Consider the following 25,989-nt stretch of genomic DNA (forward strand, 5'->3'; position numbering starts at 1 on the left):
GTAACCGATAATTGGTACATCGCCACAAACGAGGAGATGCCGTTTTTATAGCTGCTGCCCTTTTTTCAACGAAAGATACCTTTTGTAATAAGGCCTGTAACCTAAAGCATATGCAAAGGGCTTTAACAGCACAAAAACTATTCGTTGCAGCGCAAATGGCGGCCGCGCCAGCCGTAGAACATTATTGAATTTGCCAGCCGTAAGTACCATCTGTAAAAACCTGGGCGTGCCCTGTTCATTAACTTTGCCATCATTAACCAATGCAAACATAGTTTCCAGTAAAAATTCTGTATTCATAGGCCTTGTAACTTTCCAATTTACAGCAGCCTTGCTCTCCCCATCGTTCCAAATGCTATGAATGCGGTTTGGTGATATGTGAAAACTTTCGCCTGCCTTGTAAACACTTATTTTGTTATCCATCCGCACCTTTATCCTGCCAGAAATTATTCTGAAATCTTCCGCACTATCAGGATGATAATGCATAGGGGGTTCTTTTGACAGCGCGCTATAAGTTGATTCCATCTCGAGCAATTGGCCTGAAGTATCCCAACTTGTTTGAATGAACTTGATGCTTTGTCCCGTTACCGGATTATAAATTATTTGATTTTGATAGGCCACCTTTATAAAAAATTATTTGTGTGTATGCGATTAGGTTAGAAAGTAGAAAAAAAGATGCCTTGTGAATCCAATCAATTAATTATCATTAAACAGTCTGTTGCTCAGCCCTGTATTAAAAAACAAATGCTATCTTCTTTGGCCAGCAACCCATGCAGCACATTTACAGGTATTTCAAAATCATCATCCTTTTTAAGATCAACAGTACGCTCCAGTTCGGAGTAAAGAATATGACCTTCGCTTACGATCAGGGTAGCTGGCACCCCGGTTTTATGTTCTTTCCAAACCATCCCTTTTTTTAAGCCGATGACTATCACCTTATAATGATCTGTATGTTTTATAAGTTTAGCTACTGGCCCCTGTGTAAGTTCAATTTGCTCCCGCACTTTTTTAATTATCATATATATATTATTTAAAATTTAATTATAGATGCTTCTGATTTTCCTTGTCAACCTAAAACTCATCTTTATAAAGCTCTGTGTAAGGCTGTTGGTGTGATTTCGTCAGCGCTTCACCAACATGGGCAAGCGTTTCCGGCGATAACTCGCTTTCGAGGCAAGGAAAAAGTTCCCGCTCTTCAAACCTGATATGGCTGATGAGTAGTTCAACAAACGTTAAGTATTCATCATTACTGCTCAGTTCGTTATTTTCAGCCTTGACGAACCAGGCCTCAAGCTCTTGATGTTCATGCTTAGCCTTCTGAGTCAGTTCATTATCAAGCAGGCAAAATAACAGATGTTCTTCGTCTTGGAAATGGCTCCGCAGGTGCGTTGTCCAAAAAAATCCGATATACTCATTGATGCGAGAAAATGCGATCTCCTTTTTAACCCCTTCCTTGATTTTCCATCCAAATAAAAGACCTGAATGATGATCACGGGAGAGTGGCATGATATGCGCGTTTCTTTTGATAGGCATTTCTGATCTCGATTAATTAACGACAATGGATTCTGGTTCTGCGTATCTGATCTGCGCGCCTTTTCCCAAAACGATCCACGCTTTAAAATCCGCGATGATCTTTAACATATGTTCTTCTCCCGAAGGAATCAAAAATGTTTGTCCCTTGTTCAATTCGTAAGTTTCGCCTGCGTAAATAAGCAAAGCGCTGCCCTCCCCTACAATCAGGCAGGCATCGGAAGTTGCTATATGCCTTTTCATATGTGTCCCGGCAGTCAGTTCAATTTTAACCACCTGAAAATTTTCATTTGCTTCAATCTGTTTCATTGTTTTAATTTTTAAAACTTATATATCTGCAGCTAAACAATCACTTTATCTGCTTCGTCTCCTACTTGCCTGCTCGCTCTGAATCATCCCAGTAAAAAAGTTCCTTTAATGAAGTTTAACGGAGAGTGATGTGATGATGAAATAACCCGTCCACGCTACAAAAAGGATGATGCCCACCACCAGCCACCATGGAATACTATGAGGCGTTTCGCTGCCTTGCAGCATAAAGCTTTTTTGATCGCCTTTGCCGTATGCGTTTATCATAAGAGGTAACACACCCTCCACAACTTCATCTTTTCTTAAACCCTCAATGGCAATAGCTGGGCCGTTACGTACTACAAATGGAATAAACTTAACCCCTTCTTTACCCAAATGATCTTTGCTTACTACTTTAAGCACATGGTTACCATCTGTTAATTTTTTGGTATCCAGATCAAATGCAACAGGGGCCGGAAACTCGCCCAGCGGCCTTGGGTCATCATCAATAAATAAGGTTATAAAACTTTGATCTCTCATTGGTTGGCGTCATTTAATATCATTCGTTTGATGTGCTCTTTATTCTTCTCCGCAGGGCGGGCTAAACATTTGATAGATGCTATCAAAACATACAAGGTTATAACAACCATAATGCCTACTATCAGGTAATCCCAGTCGCTATCCGGTCCGCTGCCATGTGTAATACCCCTTAGTAATTTGGGCTGCTGCTTATCACAAGCATCACAGGCTAATGCATTTATTTTAATTGATATTATGAGTAGCAGTATTGTGATTTTTTTCATTTTGCTTCTGTTTAATGATCCTATTTTTTAGCCGTTGTGGCTTCCCCTTTACCAAACGACGCAATGATCTTCTTCACCTCATCGGCAGTTACCATTTTGGAGTTATTACCCCAACTGCTTCGCTCGTGGTTTACAATAGCGGCAACCTCTTCGGGTTTGAGGTTGTTGTTAGTACCCACTGGCGGCATAACGCCGTAACCCTCACTTGCCCTGCCGTTGTAACCTTTCATAATAATAGTTACCTGTACCTCTGCACTTGGGTCAAGTACCACTTTACTATCTTTTAATGGTGGGAAAGCGCCGCGTAAGCCTTCGCCGTTTTCCTGGTGGCAAGCCTGGCAATTGGTTGCATACAGCGCGGCACCATCAAGCCCGGGTTTGCCTGTACCTGGTTTACCTGGGGTTGAACCTGAAATTTCCGCAGTTTTTCCGTAAAGGAATATTGGCACCGGTTTACCATCGGGCAGTTTAACCTGTTTTAATGATTTTAAATAGGCCACCAGCGCCAGGGCTTTATCCGAGGCTACTATCCGACCGGTAATCCCTTTCCTGAAATCATCGGGTACGTTAACAACAACTTCACCTGGCCATGGATAATCCCGAACGGTAAAAAGCCACTCATACGAGGGCATAATTGAGGCCGCTACAACTGAACGCGGATTAAATAAATGCAGCAGATGCCAATCGGAACTGGGCTGACGAAGACCAATATTGGTTAAATCGGGGCCGGTACGTTCAGACCCCATCAATGTGGCGGTATTACGCCATACATCCGTGCGGCTATTGTTTGCATAATCGGCCGAAATTCCTGGCCGAGTGCCCCAAACTTTATCCATATCCAGGTTACGCACCTGCTGGGTATGGCATGCAACGCATCCCTCGGCAATAAAAACGTTCTTACCCTGGGTTTCCAGTTTGGTTAGCGGGATGCTGCCCGGTAAGGGTGCATTGTTATTTTGGTTTGATGTTGCGGGCACAATGGCTACAAAAAACGTGAGCAGCACAAAAAAGCACAGGGCAACGGTAAAAAGTTTTCGATGGTTATTGTAAATCTCCATGGGGCGGTGCTAATTAAATTTCTGCGTTTATGGGTGTGTGACTCAATTGATCAAAAATCTGGTTCTTCATTTCAGATTCGGTACGGTTGCCGGCAAACATTACATACATGTTCCAGGCAAATACCAGGTGCGATGCCCACATCAGCGAGCCGCCAATTGCACGCCATAACCAGTAAGGTGCCATTAGCACTACGCCATCAATAAAAGGCTTACCCTGGGTCCAGGCTATACCTTTTAAAGTACCGCCAATCATCAATGGGATAGTATAAAATAACACGCCAATTAAGGCCATCCAAAAATGCGCACCTACAAGGCCCTGTTTGGGTTCTTTACCGGTAAGGCGCGGTACCAGCGTATAAATACATGCCCAAAGCATAAATGCGATAATGCCGTACATGGTAAGGTGCGAGTGGGCTACCGTAAAATCGGTAAAGTGCCAAACGAGGTTGGTGCTCCTGAAAGCTTCAGCTGTTCCCTGTGTTGATCCTGTAAAATAAAACAGGACGCCCACAATGTAAAACGGCAGTGTATAGCTTCGGCCTATTTTATGGTAATTGCCCTTAAAGGTCATTAAGAAATTGGTAGTGCCGGCAAAAACCGGGATCAACATGCCCATGCTACCCACAATAGCCACTGTTTGCAGCCACCATGGTATCGAACTGAATAAAAAATGATGTGTACCTATCAGTGTATAAAATAAAATTTGCGCCCAAAAGGCCAGGATACCCAAGCTGTAAGAGTATATGGGAGTATTTAGCTGCTGTGGCAAAAAATAATACACTAACCCCAGGTTAAAAAGCATAAACCACATCCCTACTGCCTGGTGCATATAATAGCCTTGTATAATAGTTTCGCCAAGACCATTTTGATATAAGGGAATATAGCCAACTACAGCAATCACCGTGATAAACATCATGGCCGAAATGATATACCAATTAGAGATGTAGATCTCTTTTGTTTTACGATCTGCAACGGTTTGCAAATAATTTACAAGCGATATCACAATGCCGGCGGCAAACAGCCCCATTACCGGCCATGTGTATTCCCTGTACTCGCCGCCACCATTATTAATACCCGCCATTAGCGATAAGCTGCCGGCAACTACTGCTGAGTTAATAAGCACCAGCGATTGATACCCCCTTTTGATGCTGCGTATTGCGGTATTACTTACTGTAGAAACTACATAATAACCCAGACCGATCATCGCCAGAGAGGACCAGCCCCAGAAAACCATATTAGTATGCACCGGCCTTAAGCGCCCAAAACTTAACCAGCTTACATGATCTGCATCGGGCGCTACGAACTTTATTCCTATATACTCCCCAATAGAGGTACCTACAACCAGCCATAGCGCCGCGGTACCTAAATACCACATAATAAGCTTAACCAATTTTGGATCGGCTTGGTGCCTGGCCGCCGCTTTGCGTTTGGCAGCAAAGAAACGCGGAGAATTAATTTCACCTACATTAAGCAGCATACCCCTCTCATCTTCCGGATCAACGTTACCAGAAAGCTCTTTGTTCGTCAATTTGTAATCAAGCGCTTGCTTTCTCTTTACCAGTTCTTCAAAAACAGCATCGTCGCTATCAACCGTTTCCGCCAGGTCATGAGTTTCTTTTTTGATGCGGCTATACCGGGTTTTATTAGCCAAATGCTGAAGCCTTACTCCAACAAAAAACATCACAGCCAATAACGGGATACAAATCAGCGCAAGCATAATGATCATGCCCGGGCTTGTTAAAACATGCTCTCCGCCACCCTCTGCGGTTTGCGCCCTGGCGGCTATGGATAACATGCAAAACAATATCGCAATGACGGTAGCTTTAAGTCCGGGCCGTTCAATATTTGGCTTACCCTTTCTTTTTTTAGAGTTCCTCCGTCTGATCAACAGCTCCAACTGCCTGGAGTCTAAGCCGTTAATCTGCCGAAATCGCCATTTTTCCACCGTAATTTCCTTACTTGAAGCGTCTTCATTTAACTCTTTTGCAAGGCGGGTAATCCATAATACCATCAGCAGTATCAAAAAAACTGTGAACGCCACTATAAGACAGGCTATCACATTTACCTGCGGATTGATCTCAACCGGCACAACGGCATATACAGTATTAAAGGGGCTACAAGCCAGCAGGGCCGTAACCAAAATAAAAAATAAATAAAATCTAATTTTCATAATAAAATACATTAATACCTTTTATTTTTAGGATGAATTATTTTAAACACTTATTTTCGGACATCAAAAGCTAAAGTGGTTGCAGATATAAATCTGCTACCTCAAAAAATCAATTAATTTCAGAGTACCTGGGTTCAAATCTTCATTGAACTATCCATTGGTTATATTTTGTAGCATGACATGCAATTGGCAGCCATTCGTCAAAATCAAAGTCCGGAGAAATCCACCCGTTAAAGACTATTGCCAGTGTCTGCTTCGAGGCGATTTCTATCTTATATTTCTGCAGTTTGCCGGGCGATAAATAAAACTACCCGAACTGTATACTCACATCTTTTTTTAATATTCCCGTTGCTTATAAGCAAAAGTAAACATCAGAATCGATAATAAAAGATATTTTTATCTTTTATTATCTTCTTGCTTTTGGATGACTGTTCAGGCCGTAAGTTTCACCGCCTCCTGAAGGGGGCAATTAAGTGTAATTTCCTGAAATACAGGCAAACTGAAATAAAATACAGCTCCTGCAACAGGGCCATTTTCTGCCCATACTGCCCCTCCATGCTTTTGAATTATGTTTTTTACTATGTAAAGACCAAGTCCTTTACTGTTTTTTTGCCTGGTAGATTGGCTATCGCACTGATAAAATTTTTGAAAAACAAGCTGCCCCTTTTCCTCATCAATTCCCGGCCCTTCATCTTGTACAGATACCGTTATTTCGGACGGTGTTTTGGTGACGCTGATAATAATCTTAGAACAGGCAGGAGAAAATTTGGCTGCATTGGTCAGGTAGTTGATTAACACCCGAATGATCTTGTATTTATCTGCCCTTACAAGGATTGTCACTTCTGCCGGGACTTTACGAAACCGGTGACCAGGATAAAGAAGCTTTACTTCATTGATAACTGTATTCACCAGGTTATCCAAATCAAAAACAGTTAAATTGAACCGGGGTTCCCGCTCATCATCAGTTGAGGTTGTAAGGTATTCATCAATAAGCTTTGTCATTCCATCAACATGATCATCAACCATATTTAAAAGCCTTACCGGCCGCTTATTAACACAATGCGACAGCTCGTTTATCAGGAATTGGGTGTTTAGTTTAATAAGTGTCAATGGAGATCGCAACTCATGGTTTACTATTGCCATGCTCAGGCAGTCTTCTTTAACTTTTTGAGTAACATCCTCGATAGTGCCAACCATCTGTTCCGGTGCTCCCCATCTTCGGGAATAAAGGATTCCCGAGAGTTGTATCCATTTTTCGTTCCCAAACTGAGTAACTATATGTATCTGTTTTTCGAAACGTGTACCATTAAAACAAGCCAGTTTAAATTCATGGATAAGCTTTCCTGCATGTGGCGACTTTACCTGGGTCAAAAGATCTTCCAGGCCTTCATAGTCTCCTCTTTGCAACTCCAGTATTTTACGCATACGCGGGCAGATAGATATTTTACCGGAGCTGAGTGCTATCTTCCAGTTACCTATATAATTGCCGCCAAGCATATAGTCGTTTAAAATATGCTGTTTATTGGCCTTGTATCTGATCTCCTTACTCATACTAAAATTCTTTTTTCGCTTTTAGACAATCCACCTGTATTTACATTTATCCTTAAAGTATTATTAAACTTTGGCCACAACGGGATAAACATTCCGTTGATATATGACTGATATGTGCTCATCAAAATACCTTTGATATCGTAATTAGTCAGGATTATGGCATATACGAGGCTGCCATTTCCATTTGTCTTTTTACTTTCGCAATAGAATGTTTCTACGATTTCAAAATCTTCGGCTGCTATCAGCACATTGCATTGCAAGCAACGGATATATTTTTGTTCCACGATAAAATCGTGATCGAATCCGCGTTCGTGCAGTGAAATTATGATATCAATTATTTTATCATCGTTTTTCATACCGATCTGTTAAACACCTTCCAAAACAATCTGAACTGCATCCGGAATCGGCAATACGTTTTCTCTGTTTATTACATTTTCGGTTTTACGATTAAGAGCAAGTAAGGAAACCTGCATGATCAGAAGATATAGCGGAAATACTTCCGTACCGTTACGCACTACGATCCATAATCCAATGGTAATGTCCGCAGTCAGGAAACCAAGTGCGATTTGCTTTAGACCGGCTTCCGATGGTAATAGGGCAAACGTGCCTGCAGAATATTTTACTGTCAGCAACAATTGCAATATAAATAAGGTCACACTACCACCCAGCGCCAGTCCGGTTTGATCCTGTACCAACTTAATGGATAAACTTCCAAAGGAAAATGTGATAATGCCAGCTATAAAAGCGATTAAAAGACAAGTATTCTTTTTCATTTCAGGAACGATTTAATTATCCAACTAATGATTTGTCACTTATCATAAACTGTTGTAAAGTTCCGTTTGAATTGTTTTTTTATCAATGTATCAATTATGCATATAATAGTATATTTTACATATTTCGCCGCAATGAAGAAATTGTTGCAAAAAAACCCGCCCCTTAGTGGGGCGGCGCTTATGAGTTAATTTGAATGTTGAATAATACTTATTGAGTTAAGCAAATTAGCCGTCACTGGTGTATATCAAAATAAATCTTCTTTTTTTATTCCCAATTTTTTTATTCTTGAATGCAAAGTAGTAGGTTGAATATCCAAAATTTCTGCAGCACCGCCTTTTCCGCCAATCCTTCCTTCGCACTTTTTTAATACCGTCAAAATGTGCTCCCTGCTAATTTCATCTATTGTTTTCAGCTTTTCCGTGTCTTCAAACATTTTAACAACCGGTTTATTGCCATTGCCATTGTAGGGCTTTGGTAAAAACACCTGCCTGATCACCGTTTCGTTGGTGAGCAGCACCGTTCTTTCAATAAGATGTTCCAGCTCCCGCACATTTCCCGGCCAGTGGTAGTTACGAAGTTGATCCATCACTTCTGGAGATACATCCGTTACACTTCTGGAGCTTTTAAGTGAAAACCGATGAATAAAGTGTTTCACCAAAAGAGGCAAATCTTCAATACGTTCTCTTAATGGCGGAATGGTTATGGGAAAAACATATAACCGGTAATAAAGATCGAGTCTAAAACGCCCCTCTTCAACCTCTTTTTCAAGCACCCGGTTCGTTGCAGCTATAATGCGAACATTGATTTTTATCGGAGCCTTACCTCCTATCCGCTCAATTTCCTGTTCCTGTAATACACGCAACAGCTTTACCTGCAACTCCGGATGCATTTCTCCAATCTCATCCAAAAAAACAGTTCCTTTATCGGCAAGCTCAAATTTTCCAATTCTTTTTTCGTTTGCACCTGTGAAGGCCCCCTTCTCGTGGCCAAACAACTCAGACTCAATCAGCGTTGCCGGAAGAGAGGCGCAATTAACAATAATCAAAGGTTTGGTGCGCCGGGGTGATAAGTTATGTATGCTTTTAGCTATTCGTTCTTTTCCTGTTCCGCTCTCTCCTAATATCAAAACCGAGGTATCCAGCGGGGCAACTACCGATACAAGATCCTGAACAGTTAAAATTTGATGACTGTTCCCTATAATGCCATCAAAAACAGATATTGTTGCCGCAGTTTGATTATTAACCGTCACCGGTAACGATATAGGCCTGTCTTGTCCGCTATTTTCGAGTTTCAATATAGATTCGACAATGTTTGTAAGCGTTTGTTGAAGGCGGCTGAGCAATGCCAGGTGATCATTTGTATAGCAATTGCTTTTTCGACTGTAAAACGAAAACGTCAGCACTTCACTATCAGCCATTAACAGCGGATAGTTTAAAAAGGAATTCATTTGAAACGTATTTGCTATCGCCTTTTTAATTGGGTATCGTTCACCTATTTCCCTGAACTCGGTATTATTATAGAATTTTGTTTTAGTACTTAGCGGCGTCTTTTTTACCATGTTCTCAAGATCCTGTGCCGACAATCTGGCAGCGGTGAGAAAATCCTTAGCTCCCAACATTTGATATTCATCGAAACCTGTTCTGTAAAATGATATACCTTCAAATGATGATACGGTATCTACATTCAGGATTATACTCAAATAATCAAATGGTAGATATGGTTGCAAGCTGCTTGATATTTTGCGCAATTTTTGTCGCCAATCAATTTGCTCCTGCTCAATAGCTTTAAATTTCTCTTCAAGGGCAAACTCGCGTCGGAACCTCGATTCCATACTATTCCGGTGGCGGTAAAAGGCAACCTCTATTGCAATCAGTAGTTCGTTTTCTCTAAAGGGTTTCACCAAAAATCCATACGGCTGCGTACTCTTTGCCATATCCAATATACTTTCCTGGAAATTTGCTGACAGGTAAACAAACGCAATGTTCTGGGCGGTCAGATCGCGTGCAAGGTCTATCCCTGTTAGTGGGCCTTTCAGAAATATATCCAGTAAAACCAATTCCGGCTTCTCCTCATTAATAATTTCCAAGGCTTCTTTGACAGAATCAGCGATTCCGCAAATTTGATATCCGGCCCTGGTTAGTATCAGCTTCAGATCAAAGGCGACTAATGATTCGTCCTCAACTATTAGTATCTTTTTTTCCATAGTGAATTACCTAATACTATTTAATCCTTCTGCACGGTATTTAATCTATCATTGCGACAACCTATCTCACTAAATCCGCAGCCAAATGCAAAACATGATACAACTCTACAATGATACTTCTAAGCCGCTATTGCCTTTTCATAAGCTTATTAAATAAAAATACGTTCTTTTCATCATAAACGTAAAAACTTTCCTCAGGAGCAACGTGAGGTTGCCATCGCGATGAGCAGTTCTTCAAGTGGTTATATCGAAAAAGTTTAAATCCATTTAACTGAATATTTAGCATTCTCCGCAACACAGGTAGTCTTGTAACTAAAATTACGCTGCGTTAAAAATGAATGATATTATGTGATATTAAAATGTACCCGTTATAGATTCTAATGTACTATTTACACCTTGCTTAAACTCTGCCGATTAGCTTTCCATAAGCTCTCTGTCGTTTCGGGTCCAGCCCCGCTGTATATGTTCATCAAATGGAGATACGAAATATCGTAATTCAATTTGCCGTTTTCGATATTTCGTATTTAAAAAAAGGTCTTAACTTTACAACTATACTAATAATCAACCAATTATAAACTAAAATATAACTGGCATAGAAATAGAACATCGTTTACCGCCTTGAAACCCCTAAAATCAAAACCATGGAACAGTTAGAAACATTTTCGCCTTTGTATGTTGAAAACAAAAGAAGTGATCTTCCCTTTGATATGCAGAACCTGCACTGGGTTAACGAGGAACTTGGATATAACATAGACAGGTATCGCTCAAATAACCGCTACACCATAATATGGATTGTAGATGGTTTTGGCAATTATCATCAGGGTTTCAACGAACAGATAATCGGCAATGACCATTTATTGTTCATCGGGCCAGGTGAATTGGCCAACCTGAAGCTTCCTAAACGTCTCAAGGGTTACATTATATCATTTACATCCGGATTCTTCGATTTTAACGACCATGACCATATCAACACAAGAATTCATCAGCTTTTTCACCAAACTCATTACATGGAATTCAATAATGATACTATAGATGAGTTTCAGGATATTATGGATATCGTTATGAAAGAATTCAATAAATACAACCTTTACAGGCCTGAAATTCTCAGGCGCTATTTCACCATATTCCTTATTTATTTATCGGGGCAGGCTCAGCCGCAAATTACTGCAAGGTATTCCCGAAATGAAGAGATATTTCAAAACTTCAGTTCGATTGTTAACAAAAACTTCAGGACACAGAAGATGGTCTCTGATTATGCTGATCAATTATTTGTAACTCCCAATTACCTGAACCAACTTGTGAAAAAGCTAACCGGCTATTCGGCAGGACATCACATCAGGCAACGAATTGCCGCCGAAGCCAAGCTTCAGGCAACTCAACCAAATAATTGCATGAAAGCTATAGCATATAATCTGGGTTTTGCCGACATGGCGCATTTCAGCAAGTTTTTTAAAAATACAACAGGAATTAATTTTTCTGATTTTAAGAAAAACAGCCCAATCCCCCAGCCTATTTGATCATTAATTCTGCAAAATGAGTAAAACACCAACCAATAAGGAGTTAAAATGTTGCGATCATCGGCGGAGGGCTTGCGGGAATGAATAAGAGGATAATTTATCTGCATTCAAATATTTTGAAAAGGGCTAAATAGCTATTGCAGGGCGTCAAAATGCAATGGTGGACATGTCCGAACAGGTAAAGTGCATGAGAGCGGCATTGTTATGGCTTTTGGTACCCCTGATATCAATTATACAAACTAAGTAAAGACATCGCTTAGCTGGATTACCGCTTATCTAACAAAAAATCAATCATTAAGAATGATTTTTTGGTCATAATTATAATCAACAAAACAATTAACTCAAAACCAAAAACAATGTCAACATTAGTAGAACTTATCCCCGGCAATTCCCTGATCACCGCAACGCCCGAAGAAGGCAGGCAGCTGGCCATCAAATTATCCAGACTCATTATTAAAGTCACACAACCTGACGCGGCAATACGGGAAAAACTACGCCCGGTTTATGCGGAAGATGCAGCGATGCTTATAGCTATCGGCCAGACAGTAGCTATTGAGTTTGCAACTATTGCAGCTGCAAACAACTACTGGAAATGATAATGGCTTTCTGATTCAAAGGCATTGCATAAAAGTTCAGGTAATCATAGTTGTTTCCTCGACTTAGGGGTTAATATTGCCTGCTAACTCGCCCTGTTTAACTTTAACATCGATGTTATTATCATAGATGCTAAACAAGATATTACGAAAGAATGTGAAGTGCAGTTATTAGTTCCTCGCAATCTTGAATTGATCAGCATGGGCATGATCAAGCAAGTACTTCAAATGGAAAAGTCACCGATGACTTTTCCATTATTATGCACAGATAGTAAGAAGCTCCTATAAAAACGGCCGGCGCACGTAACAGGTTAGTTAAACTCAACTGCCAGAAATAAATGGAGATACAAATGTGCCCAGGGGATTTTTCTTTAAGGCCGATGTCCGTGGCCATGGTTTCTGATACCATTTACCCCGCTATTATTACCGGCTATTTTTGACCATTTCAAATCGCATAATAGCAGGGGTAACCAAATTAAAAAATAATTATTCTGGTTGATTTCCAAAAGATACCCCCAGCCTGTTCCATGCGTTCATCATGGTAATGGAAAGGATAATGTTCGCAGTTGTTTTTTCTCCAAAAATTTCAACAGCTTTTTCAAAGAGCTCATCGGTCACGCCGTGATTAGCTATCAATGTAACCTGCTCCGTCAGTTCAAGAATAACCTGGTCCTGCTCGTTAAACCAATTCCGTGCTTCGCGCCAGGCACTCATCACAAAAATACGTTCCTGCCTTTCACCATATTTAAGTGCATCTTTTGAATGCACATTAAGGCAATAGGCGCATCCATTGATCTGCGATGTGCGTATCTTAATCATTTCCTTTTGAATTTTGGTAAGCTCTGTTTCGGCAAGAAGCTTATCAAGTTCTATTAAAGGTTTGTAAACTTGAGGCATTACCTGCGCTAATTTAAATCTGGGTTTCATAATTTATAAGTTTTATTATTATTTTAATTATTGTAATTAACCATTGGCTATCAATGGCCCTATGAGCCTTTTAATTCATCCTATCGTTTGTTCCTTAACCAATTTACATGGCAATTCGTAGCACTATCGAATATCTTACAGAACTGAGATAATTTATGTTGTTTTGCGGCTTTCACTCCCTAAAAACGGACGAACAGAAAAAGCATGGACTGCAAAACAGATTCGCATTAACCCCTACTCCTTACTTTGTTTAAACGAATTGCAGATAATAAGTAATAAAATGCGCCAAATGCCGCATATCCGGCCAAACTTGCAATTCCCATTGTCGGCATATGTGCCAGAATAATAAAAGAGCTGCCACCAATCATCGATTGTCCGCCGCTAATTATCATCGGCCATTGGCCGGCAACCTTCTTGTTGCGCCTTACTGCCATAATCAACTGTATGAGACCTGTCAATATCGCCCAGGCACCGAACACAATCAGCGCCTCAGGGACTCCGTTTTGTAGTGCTATTGCAACTGCTATTGTGGTTATAGCACTGATTATAGCATTAAAATACTGCGTTTTGCTATTCTCTACGTTGTCGGATACTTTGATGTCAATCAACGTGCCGACAACATCCCATGCCGGGTACAAGATTAAAAGGCCTATAGCTACTGATGCGTTATTTTTGGTGAAAATTGAAATTAATACCGCCCAAATTACCGAAAAAGCACTGCGGAGATAATAAAGGGTTCGCAAATTGGTTGCAACGGTAATATCATGTTCAATTAAGTAGGAATTTGATTGAATTGTTGTTTTCATTTTTTGTTGATTTAATTTTACTTGTAAATAATACTGTAAGGCCTTGTGATTCAATTTCATTCGTAACTTTTTTTCCTTAGCTTTAAATTAAATCACATAGCAAAGATGAGCAGATTACAGGACCGAAAAAGGTCAATAATGCTGTTAGTTTAGTCGGAATAGCTGTTTTGGTTAATTAACCTGTTCCAATTAAGATGTCCCAGGATACAAACCACTTATGCTCCTATGTGATGACCAGCCGCATTACTCATCAAATTTTGACCGATGCTTATTTATGGGTAAATTAAATACCAGTTATCAAATTAATTACACCGTGAAAACAAAGTTTCTAATTTGTTTTTTGTGTTTATTTTCAACTTTTAAAGTATTTGGGCAAAATACTTTGGGTGGCTTAGAAGTCACTGCTGAAGATGTTACATTATTAAATAAATATGTTAAGAACCTTGATCGCGCAACGACCGATACCGAGAAGGTTAAATTGTGCCTTAAGTTAAGCCGAATTTACTGGTATAAAAACACTGTAGGTGCTAAAGACAGCAGCATTTATTATGCTCAAATGGCCTATGACATAAGCCCTTCCGCAAATATGAGCGCTTCAAGAAAGGAGGCCCTTTTTCTGATCTGTAAAGCAATGGCTGAGAAAAATAACGTCGCAGGGGCCGATAATTTGATAGCAAGCGTAAGTGGTGAAGAACGCGCCAGGCTAATGCTTGTAATGGGTGAACATTTCGTATTCTCCAACCACAAATCGATCTATCAGCAGGAAAAAGGGTTGCCCTATATCTTTCAGGAGATTATCTTAAGTAAAAATATCAAATCAGAAAAATGGAAACATGAAGGATTAATGCTTTTAGGAAAATATTATTTCTCGCAGGGAGATTTTAATAAAGGGAAAAAAACCATTTTCGAAATCATATCGGACTATAAAACTACCGGTAATGCAAAGATGGAAGCACATTACTGGTCAGAGTTAGGCTTGTACATGCCGGAAACTGACAGCACTTACAAAGAAAAAATATTTTGCCATCAGGCAGCCTTTTCGATATATTATCGAATTAAACTTTACAAAGAAGCTGCTTACACCTTACGCGATATAGCTGTTCTTAACAAAAACCATAACAACCTGGATACCGCTGAAAGGCAAATACTTAAAATGCTTGCTATCCTGAAATCGGTCAATATCCGTCCTTCATTTACTACTTACCGGATAGCAGGAGATATTTCCCGGATTAAAGGTGATTACAATAAGGCGCTTTCTTATATCCTGGAAGCCCTAAACACTCCAGAGATATTACTTGACAGAAAAATGAACGGCTACGAAACATTGGCCGATATTTACAGTGAATTAGGTTTACCTCAAAAAAGCCTGTATTACTACAGGTTAGTGCTCAATTATGCAGTTTCCAGCGATAAACCTGGGATATTCCTGCTCTGTTATGAAGTGGTGAGAGAACAGATCAATAGCGGGGATGCCAAAAACGCTTTGCAGTTTTTAATACAGTTTACAGTTAAACACCCCCCAATTCTTACGATACAGAAAGAGTTATTAGCCGGCGCATACGGAGATGCCTACAGTGCTATGAATCAGTTTTATAATGCTGAAAAATACTATCTCCAGATGGTTAGTCTTGATCGGGTTGTGCAAAAAGAATTGAAAAAGGAAATAGGTGATCATAGCTCAATTTCTGGAAGTGAGGCCTATTTTACAATTACAGGCAGCGAAGCGTATTATAACATTGGCAGGTTTTATACAGCGTTTAAAAGATATAAAGATGCAAAACCTTACCTGCAGCAGTCGTTGACATTATCACCAAATTTACCCTCGGTAAAAAGAATAAAAGATATTGAATTCTTGCTGTTCAAGGTCGATTCAGCGTCCGGGAATTATTTATCTGCAATTAACCACTTTGAGAAACATAAAAATTTAAACGATTCCATATTTAACGCCACTAAAAGTAAACAGTTAACTGAATTACAGTTAAAATATGAGAGTGCCCAAAACGCCCAGTCCATCAGACTTTTAAAAATTAAGAGTCAAAGCCAGCAAACCGAAATCCAAAAAGTAAATATGCAACGGAATATTACTTTTGGAGGTATTGGAATGCTCATGGTTATTGCAGGCATTACCTTTTACAGTTACAGGAACAAGCAACACACCAACCTAATGTTACAGTTTAAACAAAACCAGCTTGAAAGTAAACAAACTGAAATAAATGACAAAAACATCTGGCTGCAGAATTTACTCCATGATAAGGATAAGCTGATAACCGAAAAGGATTGGTTGTTAAAGGAAGTTCACCATCGTGTAAAAAACAATCTGCAGGTCGTCATCAGCCTGCTCAATACACAGAGTAATTTTCTTAGCCAGGGGCCAACATTTAATGCGCTGCGTGAAAGCCAGAACAGAGTGCAGGCAATTGCATTAATTCACCAGAAGCTTTATGGATCCAGTATGACAACGTCTATTGAAATGCATATTTATATCAGTGAACTGGTCAGTTATCTCAAAGCTTGCTTTGATACTCGGAAAAGACAGATCAGTTTTGAACTTGACATTGATCCAATTTCCATGGATGTTATTCAGGCGATCCCTATCGGCCTTATTTTGAATGAAACGATAACCAATTCCATCAAATATGCTTTTACGGAACAGCCCGGTGAAATTAAAATTGAACTTAGCAAAAAAGATGAAAAAAATCTGTTGTTAACAGTCGCAGACAATGGTAAAGGTCTTCCGGATTTATTCGACCCCAAAAAGGCAAACACGATGGGCATGGAAATGATCAAAGCCCTTAGTAAACAAATCAACGGTATTCTTCTGTTTAGTGGTAACAACGGGACTATTATCTCTATTGAATTTCCTGATAAAAATTAAATTCACTGTCCATTTAATTGAAGCTTCTCAGCGCACAATATTAAAAAGAACGGAAGGTACAATATAGCAGTAGAAGCCCCTATCAAGAGCCCCCGTACTGGTACCCATGCATAAAACAGGAAGTAACCGACAATATCCTTTTCCTTGTATCTTTACTTGCTGTTCCTTCGGTAGCTTTCTAACGGCGTTAGTTCAGTTATATATTACTGATAGCATTGTTTAATTGCGTTGAATATCAAATCTTCTTATGTTCAGCGGAGGTAAATGTGAATTTGCCTTCCAGTTTTATGGGAGTACCGTCACTAGCATAGGTGACCTTTCCGAAGGATCGGATCCATTTTTCCGGCTTTCCATCCTTAGGTATAATTTTATAGGTCATAGAGAAGTCTGCTCCGGTCTTTAGCGAAATGGCTATAGCTGCCTCCACCTGCTTTCGGTATTGATTATCAACCAGATCCAGGGATTCCATCCATGTGAGTTTTGTATTCTCGGGATAACCACGAATCCGCAAACCATAATCAGAAAATAAAAGCTCATTGCTATAAAAATCGATCGACCAATTCCATAACTGGTTGTCATAGGACATGTTTAAATCCAGGCAATCCAATATATCTGATAATTGATCGCTAAGCCGATTCGATTTCATATGCATTAGTAATAATTCCTCTCCTAATGTCATCACCTGGTTTTTTAAAGCGGCAGCTTCTGCTTCTAATTCAATGTTTCGTTGGAGTAGGCCTTCATGTGCTAACTTATTGATTTGATCAAAAAAAACATCCTCCTTGAGCTTGCCGTTATTTCGAATTTCTTTTTCAGCTATACGTCGCCTCCCTTTAACTAAGATTATATTTATCAATATCAGTAAGAGTATTAAACTATAAAATATTATGTTTTGTAATAAGCTTCCTACGCTTAAATATTTTACAAAAAGTTTGCAGAGTTGAGCGAGCTTAATATTCATGATAAGAAGATAAGGATAGGCAAATTAACAGACGAAAGTTAACGATTAATGGTGTATTATCTGCTATCCTGGCATGTTGAGTGCTTTTTTAGTGACCCTTATATTTTAAGCTGGGGCGCTAGTTTTCCAACGCGTACGACTAATTGTAATATTTGATCTTTAAAATCCATGGTGATATTTTATTAGGGTGTAGTATTAGTCAGATTAATTTCATGATGCCCGGAACAGATTAAATAGTCTGCCAAGGGCGACGATTTATACTCCCCCTTACCCCCACCAGGAGATTCGGCGTTGGTATTAAAAAAATGGACCCGGTGTTTTCCGGGTCCAAATGATTTGCGATAAGGCCAACTCATCATTGGGCAAGGTTTAGGTTAATTTTTTTTTCATAGAGACTCGAAATTCCAAAGCATTCATTGTTGTTTGCAAATCTTTCCATAGTTTCCCTCGTTGTGACTTTTCAAAAGTAGCCAAGACCACCGCGTTTTTTATACGGGAAACCGTAAATCACGAATTATTTTATAGATAATCAAACGCTATTTGACAGATGTCCATACACTTTAGCTGTCTGATTATTGCCGTTACTCTTATTTGAATTCAGCTGGGGCTTTTTTTCGGAACGATCAACAACGACGATGTTAAAATGGGAACAAAGAAAATAAGTACGGCAACCAGACCACAAATAATATTTCACCAGGAACTTATCATCAGAACAGTTTATCAAGAAGATTATTTTTCCCACCCGCATAAAGTTTTTTGTTCTTTCTTTGCTCGCTCCAGCGTTATTTTTATGGTGCAGCCGGTACAATTACTCAGTCCGCGACAGGTTGATTTGTAATGGTACGTGTTGGCGTTCCTGCTATCACAGATGTAAACTATTGTTGGTCTTTTGCAGTTGATACCGGCAAGCAAAATCAGCACAAGTAAGGCTGTTTTGAGGTATACTGTCCTTCACATGGCAAAAGTCCTTCCGTTCATGATGGGGTTATAACCAGGCATAATTCATCAGGTGAGCAAGATTGTCGGTCATCTTATTATCCGGGTTTGATCTTAAATATTTCCTGTTGAACACTTCTACCTGCTCTCCATCCCGCCAAAAGCAGGTTTGGTAATCCCATATCCAGGTTACCGCTTCGTTCAGCGGATTACTGAGTAATTTTAAGGCGATAGTCTTGTCTGTTTTTTCTGCCCTGTAAATAATTGGTTCGATTACTTCATGAACTGCATAGTGCGTGATCACACCATTCGCATCTTTCCATACTCCTGAAATTTTAAACTTTGCCATTTTTTAATAAATCTCTCATTGGTTTAACAACTCAAAGTTATCCTGTCGGAAAGTTTATTTTTTACGGGAAACCGTAAAGGCTGGAATTATTCTTTTCTGGAGATCAGCGCTTTATTATGTTGACAGTTTAATAGTGTATTTAACGGCTCCTTATATTTATCGTGCTATCTAAATTATGCAAACCATGCCAATCGGCATAAAACCTGGGTAAGATATGCTGTTGGCAACGTGGAACGACCGGTATTGGGGCAGCGCAAACAATCAGATAATTCCCATGTCTTTGCAATAGGCGACCAGCTGTTCGTTCTTGAAAAAGCCGAGGGTTTCCCTGATCTGGTTTAGCCGTTTTTCCATACTGCTTAAGCTGGCCGGGCGTACCTGGTTTTGCTGGAGATAGGCCGGGATATCTTTTTGGTGCATGCCTTTGGAAAGCTGGGAAATGATCAGGATATCATAAGAGGTAAAATCGTGTGCGTTTTTTTGTTTCATGGCCTGCCGGAACTCTATGGGAAAATGTTGTTTGTCTTTATAGATGTTCTCGATGGCGGCTTTGAGTTCCTGGGCATCACGCCGGGCTTTGCGAACGTAACCGTTGATATGACAGCCCTCCACGAGGTCTCCGATAACGGCTGTTTTATGCTCGGCTGAAAACACGATCACTTTCAGGCCGGGCTGCACCTGCCGGGCGGCGGCAATAAGGGCCGCCCCGCCAGCGAGTTTTTGCTCCCGGCCATCGTCCTCAAAAGAAAGATCGGTAATCAGCAACTCGTAAGGCTGCTCATCCCGAAGGCCTTGTTGGATGCGCAGGAGGGCGTCATCACAGTAATAGGCATAGTCTACATCGACGATACCGAGGTCCTTCAAGGTTCTTTGTACTGAAATATTGGCGCTTTCCTGGTCTTCTGCTATGAGTACGTTTTTAAACATAATGGTGCTGGTTAGGCAGTCGGGAAGGCGATCTGAATGCCGAGCCCTTTACCTGCGTTGTTGTCAAAAATAATACTGCCCCGGATCACTTTTATACGGTTTCCCGTATTGTTCAGGCCATTTTTATGCGGCGCGTTTTTGGGGATGCCGACGCCGTCATCACCATAGTGAATACGGATCCGGTGATCGTGCCTTTCAAACAGGATAGCAACATTAGCTGCCCGGCTATGTTTTTTCATATTCACCATTAGCTCCTGCAGAATATAGTATAATTCCTGCCGGACAGTCACACTGACCGCTTTCCATAGCGCTTCGGTGTTTCCGACCAGGGCCACCCGGACCTGGTCTGTGGCGAAGGAGCTGAGCAAAGCAGATACCAGGGTATGGAAGTCCTGTCCGCTGAGCCAGGGTTCGTCATAGGAGATATCCCGGGATTTTTCATACATCTCCTCTATCCAGTCCAGTAAATGCTCTTTATCCAGATCGACCTGATTTTCAATCTCCGACATCATCCGGTATAAGCCGTTGGCGACGACGTCATGTACTTTTTTGGAGGTCCGGAGCTGGTTTTCCCGGATCTTTTCCTGGGCTTGGCGCTCCAGTCGCCTTTTTCGTTTTCGGTACCACCAGGCAGCAAAAACAGATCCGGCTGTCAGCAGAAAAAGGGAACTATACAGCAGCACGCCCTGTTTGAAAAGCTGGTATTTTTTTTCGGTATTGTCTTTTTGCAACCGGAGGTTGTCTGCTTTGTTCTTTTCCACGCCATAACGAATGAGCGCGAACTGGTTTTTGGCCGCCTTGCGTGCCGCCTGCACGCTGTCACCGAGATGCTGGTAACGTGTAAAATATTGCCGGGCATCAGCTGGGGCAGCTACCCGGACCAATTTCTCCAGGGCTTCCAGCTGGTCGTCCGGGCTGTTCAAACGCCGTGCAACATCAAACATGGCCCGGGCATAAAACAGGGCAGAATCCGGCTGCGAAGGAAGATAATAATCGGCCAGGTGGGCAAAACTCGAATTTTGTCCCCAGAGGTCTTTTTCCTGCGTCCGGATATTCAGGGCCTTTAATAATTCGGGAGCAGCATGATACCCCGGATCAGCAAGCCATTTCGTTGTGGCCATATTGGTTAATATCCGGGCATAACCCGAACCATTTGTTCCTGTCTGCCTGATTACCGAGCTGTAAAGTTTCAGCGCATGCGGGTAGTCTTTCTTTTGCTGGTAAGCATTGCCTTTATTGTTCAGGATAATGGATAACCGGAGGCTGTCATCAGTAAACCGGATAGCCTGGTCATAAAAAGCGATAGCGGCATCCTCATTTTTAAGGTTAAAGCTGGTCATCCCCAATTCATTATAATCGTTAGCCAGGCAACTGCGATCCCGGGCATCCTTTTCATCTAAAAATTTTAAGGATAGCGACAGGCTTTCCTGGGCCCCGAAATCATCGCCGGCGTCGGACTGGATCACGGCCATATTATTGTAGGCCATGGCGATCTGCAGGCTGTCCCTGGAACTGGAAACGATTTTATTAAAATAGTAAAACGCGGAATCATTTTGCCGGGACAGCCAGGCATAGGCTTTCTTGTAATCGCCCCAGTTGCTCTTCTGTACCGGTCGCTTTGTATGCTGGCAGGAAAACAAGATCAACAGGCAAAGGGGAACGAAAACCAATAGTTTTTTCAAGGGGGATATTTTCTGCTAAAAATATAAAAAGCGTTCCGGAACGCCAACCGGGTTGCCCAGTAAAAAGTAAGGTAAAATTTACTATGCTGGTCCCGCCGCTGATAAGAAATAAATTGCAGGTGCAAAAGACCATTACAGTTAGTGGATTTATTACCAGGCGCATTATCAATAATAATGGGAGTATACAGATTTAGCTGACGGTGACTAACCTGGTAGTGCAAGCGCTGAAAAAATACTCGGAGCACGGAATCAAAAAGATCGAATTGCTGCAGGCCAAAGCGGCGGCAGGTTTCCGGGATGTCTACAACTGGCTGAAAGCAAAGATCATCAACGAAGAGCCCTTTAAGATTGGAATCACCATCGGAAATCCGGCATTATTGACAATCACATCAAGCACCAGCTCCGCGAGTCTATCGGCTTTTACGACATGCGTTTTCACCGGATGATCAAATAAAAAGGCAGGCAAGCCGGGGCCTGCCTGTCTATGAAATTTAACTGCCCGGGGGCGGCGGAAGATGTCCGTTATCGCCGCCGGTATCCGTGGTGGCGGTAGTCACTGTACCGCTGTTATTTTTATTATGGTGGCCTTGATTATGTGCAGGGCATGCGAAAGCCAGAAAGAGTGTAAAAAACAGGTTAAACATTTTCAAAAAACTTAAGAGTGAATAAATCCTGCAGCGGCCCGACAAACCACTTGGGAGCCATACTGCAAACCGCGTAAGAAGCGCTTCTTATCTTTTTTGGGAAGTGTGGGCATTGATCGCGGAGGCCGGTAACTGCTTCCCAAGCCGGCTGACGGCATCCGCTTTCTCTGCTTTTAATGAAACCTGCCTGGTGCACCAGACCCTGCCAGCTATGCAGGTTGTTACTGATTTCTGAAGCAAATGTAGGGCGGCATAAATCGCTTACCGGCAAGGGATTCCGGAAATTCCGATCATTCCGGCGGGATTCCGGAAATTCCTTGAGGATTCCGAGAATTCCGTTAGCTTTACCTTAAATTGTTTTGGAATGTTTACTGATTACCAATCACAAGTCCTGCTGACCTATCACAAAAGAAAAGCCGACCATCAGCTTTCGCCGAATTTATTGCACTCTACTCCGGCTAAGCTGCGGGCAGAATGTGTGGCGGTGTTCAATGAAAGATATCGGCAAAAGGATGAGGAGATACTCAAAATATTTTTTGGATCGCAGGAAAATGAAGCCGCGTACATGCGGACGATACGAAAATTCGAGGCAGACAAGTTTAAACCCCTGGATAATTACCTGAAGGGTAATACAGCTGAAACAGATGAAAAAAATATTGAGTTGCTGGCCTGGCTGATCGATTTTAACGCAAGGCCCTACAGGTGGGATTTCTCCTATCGATTTGCGGACACCGACGGTAAACACACAGCTGACCCGGAACAAAACGAGCCAGAGCAGGTACCGGTTACACCAGTTCCACTTAATTTCGCCGAACAACCAAAGGGCATTCAAATGTTCGGGGTGTATGAAACGGATGACGTACAGCCAATATTCGAAGCCAACAAGTTGCACGCCAAAACAATACCGGTACCCAAACTCAGGAACGCGATCATATTATTGCTCATGATGACCATCGCAGGCGGAGGAGTTTACATGGTAATTAACCCGACCGGGCAGGAGAAATGTATGTACTGGACCGGCGACCATTATCAGTCCGTTTCCTGTAACCAAAAAGCAGGCGATGTCCCGGTATATGCCCTGGACACGCTTAGACTCACTCATTTCAGGAAGATTACAACACCCGACACGATCACCCGGAAATCTTTGGGAAGTGTCTGGTATTCAAAAATAGATAATGTGGTAGAATTCTACACCGCCGATGGGTTTCATCCGATGCACACCGAGAGGAAGCTGAAACCACTGACTGACTATATATGGGAAAAGTATATTGTTGGTAAAAAAACAATACTATCAGCTTCCAGACATTAAAAGCGGCGCTGGCAAATCCGGTAAAGAGTTTAAGTGGCGAATGATCGATTTCGTTTGACCGATCACTCGTAACAATCTGTTTTGACAGGAAATAAAAAGCATTGCTTTTGTGCCCTGCCTTGTCCAGGGCTACATACTGCGATATTTGGATACTTTTTTTAGGTTTATAAGTAAATATTGCCTCTGATTTTATATTTAGCTTCGGTCAATATCAGGTTTAGTACAAATTCCCCACCGTGGTCCTGGCCAGTTTTTACTATAATTGGTAATCACTTATCTTTAGGACAAATACTACCGTTTATGAAAAAGACCCTAATGATATTAGGCCTGCTGGCCATCCCTGTATTATTCATTTGCAGTCAACGTAGCGGTCATCAAGCAGGCGACGATAAAGGTTATGTGATTGATACTTTAGCGTCAAATCTTGTTGTACCATGGCAGATCGTGTTTTTACCCGATAAATCTTTGCTGTTTACGGAGCGGCCTGGACGGGTGCGTTTGTTTCGCAACGGTAAACTGAGGGATAAGCCGATCCTCGTGGTACACAATATACCATTGCGCAATAAAACCGGCATGTTGGGAATGGCCATCCACCCCAACTTTCTCCAAAATCATTTTGTTTACCTGGCGCATGACTATGGGACTGCTGATGCCATGAACCTAAAAGTTGTGAGATATGAGTTCATGAATGACACCTTGATCAATCCAAAGATCATCATCGACGGATTGCCTGCCAATCAAAATCATACCGGCTGCCGGCTGGTTTTTGGTCCAGACCATAAATTATGGGTGACTACAGGCGATGCCGACCAGCCCATACGGGCGCAGGATTTGAAGTACTATAACGGAAAGGTGTTGCGCATTAACGACGACGGCACTATTCCTACAGATAATCCTTTCTTTAAAAATGATACCGCAAAAAAAGAAATATGGACCTATGGACACCGTAATGTACAGGGACTGGTATTTGAACCCGGCACCGGCACGCTGTTTAACACCGAACATGGCCCAACTGGCGGCGATGAGATCAACATTGATAAAAAGGGGGATAATTACGGCTGGCCTATTATTCATCATCGGGAAAAGCGCGAGGGTATGCATTCGCCGCTGGCAGAGTTTACACCCTCGATAGCACCAGGAGAAGCCTTGTTTTATACCGCAGGTGCTTTTCCGCAATTAAAAAACAATTTGTTAATAGCCTGCCTGAGAGGTGAGGGTATATTGCGCGTAACACTTCATCACGATACGGTTGCCAGTGAAGAGATGCTGCTGAAAAACACATACGGCCGGATCAGATCGATTGCAACCGGTTCTGACGGATATATCTATTTTTCCACTTCACAGGAAGACCCGGTTGAAGGTAAGCACAGGCCTGGTTTCGATATGTTATTACGTATGCGGCCTGCAGGAAGCAGAAATACTGGTATAGCGGGGCAAAAGCTCATGACAACTGCTCCGCAAAATACCAAACCAATAGCTGCAAGAACAGGAGCCGCGCTCTTTCAACAATTGTGTGCCAGTTGTCATGGAGACAGGTTACAGGGCAAAATTGGCAGCACGCCAAACCTCGCCGCAGGCAAATTCCTTCATGGGGCAGATAAAGCGTCCATTAACCGCAACATTACCAACGGCATTATGAACAAAGGTATGCCGTCATGGAATGGCGCCATCAGTAAAGCAGATATTTCGAAGTTGACCGCATATATTTACGCGCATAACCGTAAACACTCAATTAAAAAGACCAGTCATTGATAACTTGCAATTCAGGCACTTAAACCTTGATTTCGATTGCGTTCACCAGAAAACATGCATCTGCATGCGGTTTATTCACTAAACCGCTAGTCAAAAACTGGAAGAACAGAAGACAGAAAAAACAGGGCGTTGTTCAGGTTTGAAGCTAAATACTAACAAAAAAAGGAAGACTTGCAAAAAGAGGAAAAGCTGGTTGAAATATAGAAAATTCTTTGAGTTTCCCTATTCAAGACGAAAGCAATCACAATTGATTTATTAAAACAGAATAAGTAATGTTAATAAATTTTTAAGCAGCCAAAAGCGGACGAGACCCTACGCACTAACAACTCCAGGTCATTGA

The 25,989-nt window shown here is 41.4% G+C and carries 24 protein-coding genes; 6 read left to right on the forward strand and 18 right to left on the reverse strand.

Annotated elements, in window-relative coordinates; all coding sequences use genetic code 11:
- Positions 1-45: 45 nt before the first annotated feature.
- From AC1D0K_RS24400 to AC1D0K_RS24455, 12 genes are all read right to left on the reverse strand, one after another.
- Positions 46-618: a cupin domain-containing protein gene (locus tag AC1D0K_RS24400; RefSeq protein WP_477391369.1), complete on the reverse strand. Its 573-nt coding sequence runs from the start codon at positions 616-618 to the stop codon at positions 46-48.
- Positions 619-719: 101 nt separating this feature from the next.
- Positions 720-1,016 carry a cupin domain-containing protein gene (locus tag AC1D0K_RS24405; RefSeq protein WP_295715186.1) on the reverse strand — a complete coding sequence of 99 codons (297 nt, stop codon included), beginning with the start codon at positions 1,014-1,016 and terminating at the stop codon, positions 720-722.
- 52 nt (positions 1,017-1,068) lie between these two features.
- Positions 1,069-1,530, reverse strand: coding sequence for a hemerythrin domain-containing protein (locus AC1D0K_RS24410; protein ID WP_477391370.1), 462 nt, complete (start codon positions 1,528-1,530; stop codon positions 1,069-1,071).
- Between the two features lie 12 nt (positions 1,531-1,542).
- Entirely contained in the window at positions 1,543-1,836 is a 294-nt protein-coding gene (locus tag AC1D0K_RS24415) for a cupin domain-containing protein (protein ID WP_295715191.1), read from the reverse strand.
- Between the two features lie 105 nt (positions 1,837-1,941).
- Positions 1,942-2,352, reverse strand: a complete 411-nt coding sequence (locus tag AC1D0K_RS24420) for a cytochrome C (RefSeq protein ID WP_295715193.1) — start codon at positions 2,350-2,352, stop codon at positions 1,942-1,944.
- Positions 2,349-2,615 (reverse strand): hypothetical protein, encoded by a 267-nt coding sequence (locus tag AC1D0K_RS24425; RefSeq protein WP_295715194.1) that lies wholly within the window; start codon positions 2,613-2,615, stop codon positions 2,349-2,351. The genes AC1D0K_RS24420 and AC1D0K_RS24425 overlap by 4 nt, the downstream gene beginning before the upstream one ends.
- A 20-nt stretch (positions 2,616-2,635) precedes the next feature.
- Entirely contained in the window at positions 2,636-3,673 is a 1,038-nt protein-coding gene (locus AC1D0K_RS24430) for a cbb3-type cytochrome c oxidase subunit II (RefSeq protein WP_477391371.1), read from the reverse strand.
- A gap of 13 nt (positions 3,674-3,686) precedes the next feature.
- A complete protein-coding gene (locus AC1D0K_RS24435; RefSeq protein ID WP_477463113.1) occupies positions 3,687-5,843 on the reverse strand; it encodes a cbb3-type cytochrome c oxidase subunit I in 2,157 nt (718 codons plus the stop codon).
- Positions 5,844-6,275: 432 nt separating this feature from the next.
- The gene (locus AC1D0K_RS24440; RefSeq protein WP_477391373.1) at positions 6,276-7,394 is read right to left on the reverse strand and encodes a sensor histidine kinase; all 1,119 of its coding nucleotides are present in this window, start codon (positions 7,392-7,394) and stop codon (positions 6,276-6,278) included.
- Complete coding sequence (locus AC1D0K_RS24445; protein ID WP_477391374.1) at positions 7,391-7,750, reverse strand: hypothetical protein; 360 nt, start codon at positions 7,748-7,750, stop codon at positions 7,391-7,393. The genes AC1D0K_RS24440 and AC1D0K_RS24445 overlap by 4 nt, the downstream gene beginning before the upstream one ends.
- Positions 7,751-7,759: 9 nt before the next feature.
- Positions 7,760-8,167, reverse strand: a complete 408-nt coding sequence (locus AC1D0K_RS24450) for a hypothetical protein (RefSeq protein ID WP_477391375.1) — start codon at positions 8,165-8,167, stop codon at positions 7,760-7,762.
- 245 nt (positions 8,168-8,412) lie between these two features.
- Positions 8,413-10,371 carry a sigma 54-interacting transcriptional regulator gene (locus AC1D0K_RS24455; RefSeq protein WP_477441471.1) on the reverse strand — a complete coding sequence of 653 codons (1,959 nt, stop codon included), beginning with the start codon at positions 10,369-10,371 and terminating at the stop codon, positions 8,413-8,415.
- 641 nt (positions 10,372-11,012) lie between these two features.
- Between AC1D0K_RS24455 and AC1D0K_RS24460 the strand changes: the two genes are divergently transcribed.
- Complete coding sequence (locus AC1D0K_RS24460) at positions 11,013-11,888, forward strand: AraC family transcriptional regulator (protein ID WP_477391377.1); 876 nt, start codon at positions 11,013-11,015, stop codon at positions 11,886-11,888.
- A 356-nt stretch (positions 11,889-12,244) separates the two neighbouring features.
- On the forward strand, positions 12,245-12,484 hold the full coding sequence (locus AC1D0K_RS24465) for a hexameric tyrosine-coordinated heme protein (RefSeq protein WP_477391378.1): 240 nt from the start codon (positions 12,245-12,247) through the stop codon (positions 12,482-12,484).
- Positions 12,485-12,967: 483 nt separating this feature from the next.
- Here the strand turns inward: AC1D0K_RS24465 and AC1D0K_RS24470 are convergent, their stop codons facing one another.
- Positions 12,968-13,408 (reverse strand): carboxymuconolactone decarboxylase family protein, encoded by a 441-nt coding sequence (locus AC1D0K_RS24470; RefSeq protein ID WP_477391379.1) that lies wholly within the window; start codon positions 13,406-13,408, stop codon positions 12,968-12,970.
- Between the two features lie 227 nt (positions 13,409-13,635).
- Positions 13,636-14,274 (reverse strand): hypothetical protein, encoded by a 639-nt coding sequence (locus tag AC1D0K_RS24475; protein WP_477391380.1) that lies wholly within the window; start codon positions 14,272-14,274, stop codon positions 13,636-13,638.
- Positions 14,275-14,527: 253 nt separating this feature from the next.
- Between AC1D0K_RS24475 and AC1D0K_RS24480 the strand changes: the two genes are divergently transcribed.
- Positions 14,528-17,089, forward strand: a complete 2,562-nt coding sequence (locus AC1D0K_RS24480) for a tetratricopeptide repeat-containing sensor histidine kinase (RefSeq protein WP_477391381.1) — start codon at positions 14,528-14,530, stop codon at positions 17,087-17,089.
- Positions 17,090-17,324: 235 nt separating this feature from the next.
- Here AC1D0K_RS24480 and AC1D0K_RS24485 read toward each other — a convergent pair whose 3' ends face one another.
- The 4 genes from AC1D0K_RS24485 to AC1D0K_RS24500 form a co-directional block, all read right to left on the reverse strand.
- Positions 17,325-18,050 carry a PAS domain-containing protein gene (locus AC1D0K_RS24485; RefSeq protein ID WP_477391382.1) on the reverse strand — a complete coding sequence of 242 codons (726 nt, stop codon included), beginning with the start codon at positions 18,048-18,050 and terminating at the stop codon, positions 17,325-17,327.
- 985 nt (positions 18,051-19,035) lie between these two features.
- A complete protein-coding gene (locus tag AC1D0K_RS24490; protein WP_295715218.1) occupies positions 19,036-19,335 on the reverse strand; it encodes a DUF3892 domain-containing protein in 300 nt (99 codons plus the stop codon).
- Positions 19,336-19,596: 261 nt separating this feature from the next.
- Positions 19,597-20,262: a response regulator gene (locus tag AC1D0K_RS24495; protein WP_477391383.1), complete on the reverse strand. Its 666-nt coding sequence runs from the start codon at positions 20,260-20,262 to the stop codon at positions 19,597-19,599.
- Between the two features lie 11 nt (positions 20,263-20,273).
- Entirely contained in the window at positions 20,274-21,944 is a 1,671-nt protein-coding gene (locus AC1D0K_RS24500; RefSeq protein WP_477391384.1) for an ATP-binding protein, read from the reverse strand.
- A gap of 215 nt (positions 21,945-22,159) precedes the next feature.
- Here AC1D0K_RS24500 and AC1D0K_RS24505 point away from each other — a divergent pair, with 215 nt between their 5' ends.
- The 3 genes from AC1D0K_RS24505 (at position 22,160) to AC1D0K_RS24515 (ending at position 25,649) form a co-directional block, all read left to right on the forward strand.
- Positions 22,160-22,390 (forward strand): hypothetical protein, encoded by a 231-nt coding sequence (locus tag AC1D0K_RS24505; protein WP_477391385.1) that lies wholly within the window; start codon positions 22,160-22,162, stop codon positions 22,388-22,390.
- A 562-nt stretch (positions 22,391-22,952) separates the two neighbouring features.
- Entirely contained in the window at positions 22,953-23,897 is a 945-nt protein-coding gene (locus tag AC1D0K_RS24510; RefSeq protein WP_477441476.1) for a hypothetical protein, read from the forward strand.
- A 300-nt stretch (positions 23,898-24,197) separates the two neighbouring features.
- Positions 24,198-25,649, forward strand: coding sequence for a PQQ-dependent sugar dehydrogenase (locus AC1D0K_RS24515; protein ID WP_477391387.1), 1,452 nt, complete (start codon positions 24,198-24,200; stop codon positions 25,647-25,649).
- Positions 25,650-25,989: the final 340 nt, after the last annotated feature.

The sequence above is a fragment of the Mucilaginibacter sp. P1_A3 genome, assembly GCF_056406855.1.

Bases quoted from the DNA above. Each gene is read 5' to 3' on its own strand.
- AC1D0K_RS24515 (WP_477391387.1), top strand. From the start codon at position 24,198: ATGAAAAAGACCCTAATGATATTAGGCCTGCTGGCCATCCCTGTATTA.
- AC1D0K_RS24415 (WP_295715191.1), bottom strand. From the start codon at position 1,836: ATGAAACAGATTGAAGCAAATGAAAATTTTCAGGTGGTTAAAATTGAA.
- AC1D0K_RS24405 (WP_295715186.1), bottom strand. From the start codon at position 1,016: ATGATAATTAAAAAAGTGCGGGAGCAAATTGAACTTACACAGGGGCCA.
- AC1D0K_RS24470 (WP_477391379.1), bottom strand. From the start codon at position 13,408: ATGAAACCCAGATTTAAATTAGCGCAGGTAATGCCTCAAGTTTACAAA.
- AC1D0K_RS24465 (WP_477391378.1), top strand. From the start codon at position 12,245: ATGTCAACATTAGTAGAACTTATCCCCGGCAATTCCCTGATCACCGCA.
- AC1D0K_RS24455 (WP_477441471.1), bottom strand. From the start codon at position 10,371: ATGGAAAAAAAGATACTAATAGTTGAGGACGAATCATTAGTCGCCTTT.
- AC1D0K_RS24490 (WP_295715218.1), bottom strand. From the start codon at position 19,335: ATGGCAAAGTTTAAAATTTCAGGAGTATGGAAAGATGCGAATGGTGTG.
- AC1D0K_RS24430 (WP_477391371.1), bottom strand. From the start codon at position 3,673: ATGGAGATTTACAATAACCATCGAAAACTTTTTACCGTTGCCCTGTGC.
- AC1D0K_RS24460 (WP_477391377.1), top strand. From the start codon at position 11,013: ATGGAACAGTTAGAAACATTTTCGCCTTTGTATGTTGAAAACAAAAGA.
- AC1D0K_RS24440 (WP_477391373.1), bottom strand. From the start codon at position 7,394: ATGAGTAAGGAGATCAGATACAAGGCCAATAAACAGCATATTTTAAAC.
- AC1D0K_RS24450 (WP_477391375.1), bottom strand. From the start codon at position 8,167: ATGAAAAAGAATACTTGTCTTTTAATCGCTTTTATAGCTGGCATTATC.
- AC1D0K_RS24425 (WP_295715194.1), bottom strand. From the start codon at position 2,615: ATGAAAAAAATCACAATACTGCTACTCATAATATCAATTAAAATAAAT.
- AC1D0K_RS24495 (WP_477391383.1), bottom strand. From the start codon at position 20,262: ATGTTTAAAAACGTACTCATAGCAGAAGACCAGGAAAGCGCCAATATT.
- AC1D0K_RS24445 (WP_477391374.1), bottom strand. From the start codon at position 7,750: ATGAAAAACGATGATAAAATAATTGATATCATAATTTCACTGCACGAA.
- AC1D0K_RS24435 (WP_477463113.1), bottom strand. From the start codon at position 5,843: ATGAAAATTAGATTTTATTTATTTTTTATTTTGGTTACGGCCCTGCTG.
- AC1D0K_RS24485 (WP_477391382.1), bottom strand. From the start codon at position 18,050: ATGAATATTAAGCTCGCTCAACTCTGCAAACTTTTTGTAAAATATTTA.
- AC1D0K_RS24510 (WP_477441476.1), top strand. From the start codon at position 22,953: ATGTTTACTGATTACCAATCACAAGTCCTGCTGACCTATCACAAAAGA.
- AC1D0K_RS24475 (WP_477391380.1), bottom strand. From the start codon at position 14,274: ATGAAATTGAATCACAAGGCCTTACAGTATTATTTACAAGTAAAATTA.
- AC1D0K_RS24410 (WP_477391370.1), bottom strand. From the start codon at position 1,530: ATGCCTATCAAAAGAAACGCGCATATCATGCCACTCTCCCGTGATCAT.
- AC1D0K_RS24420 (WP_295715193.1), bottom strand. From the start codon at position 2,352: ATGAGAGATCAAAGTTTTATAACCTTATTTATTGATGATGACCCAAGG.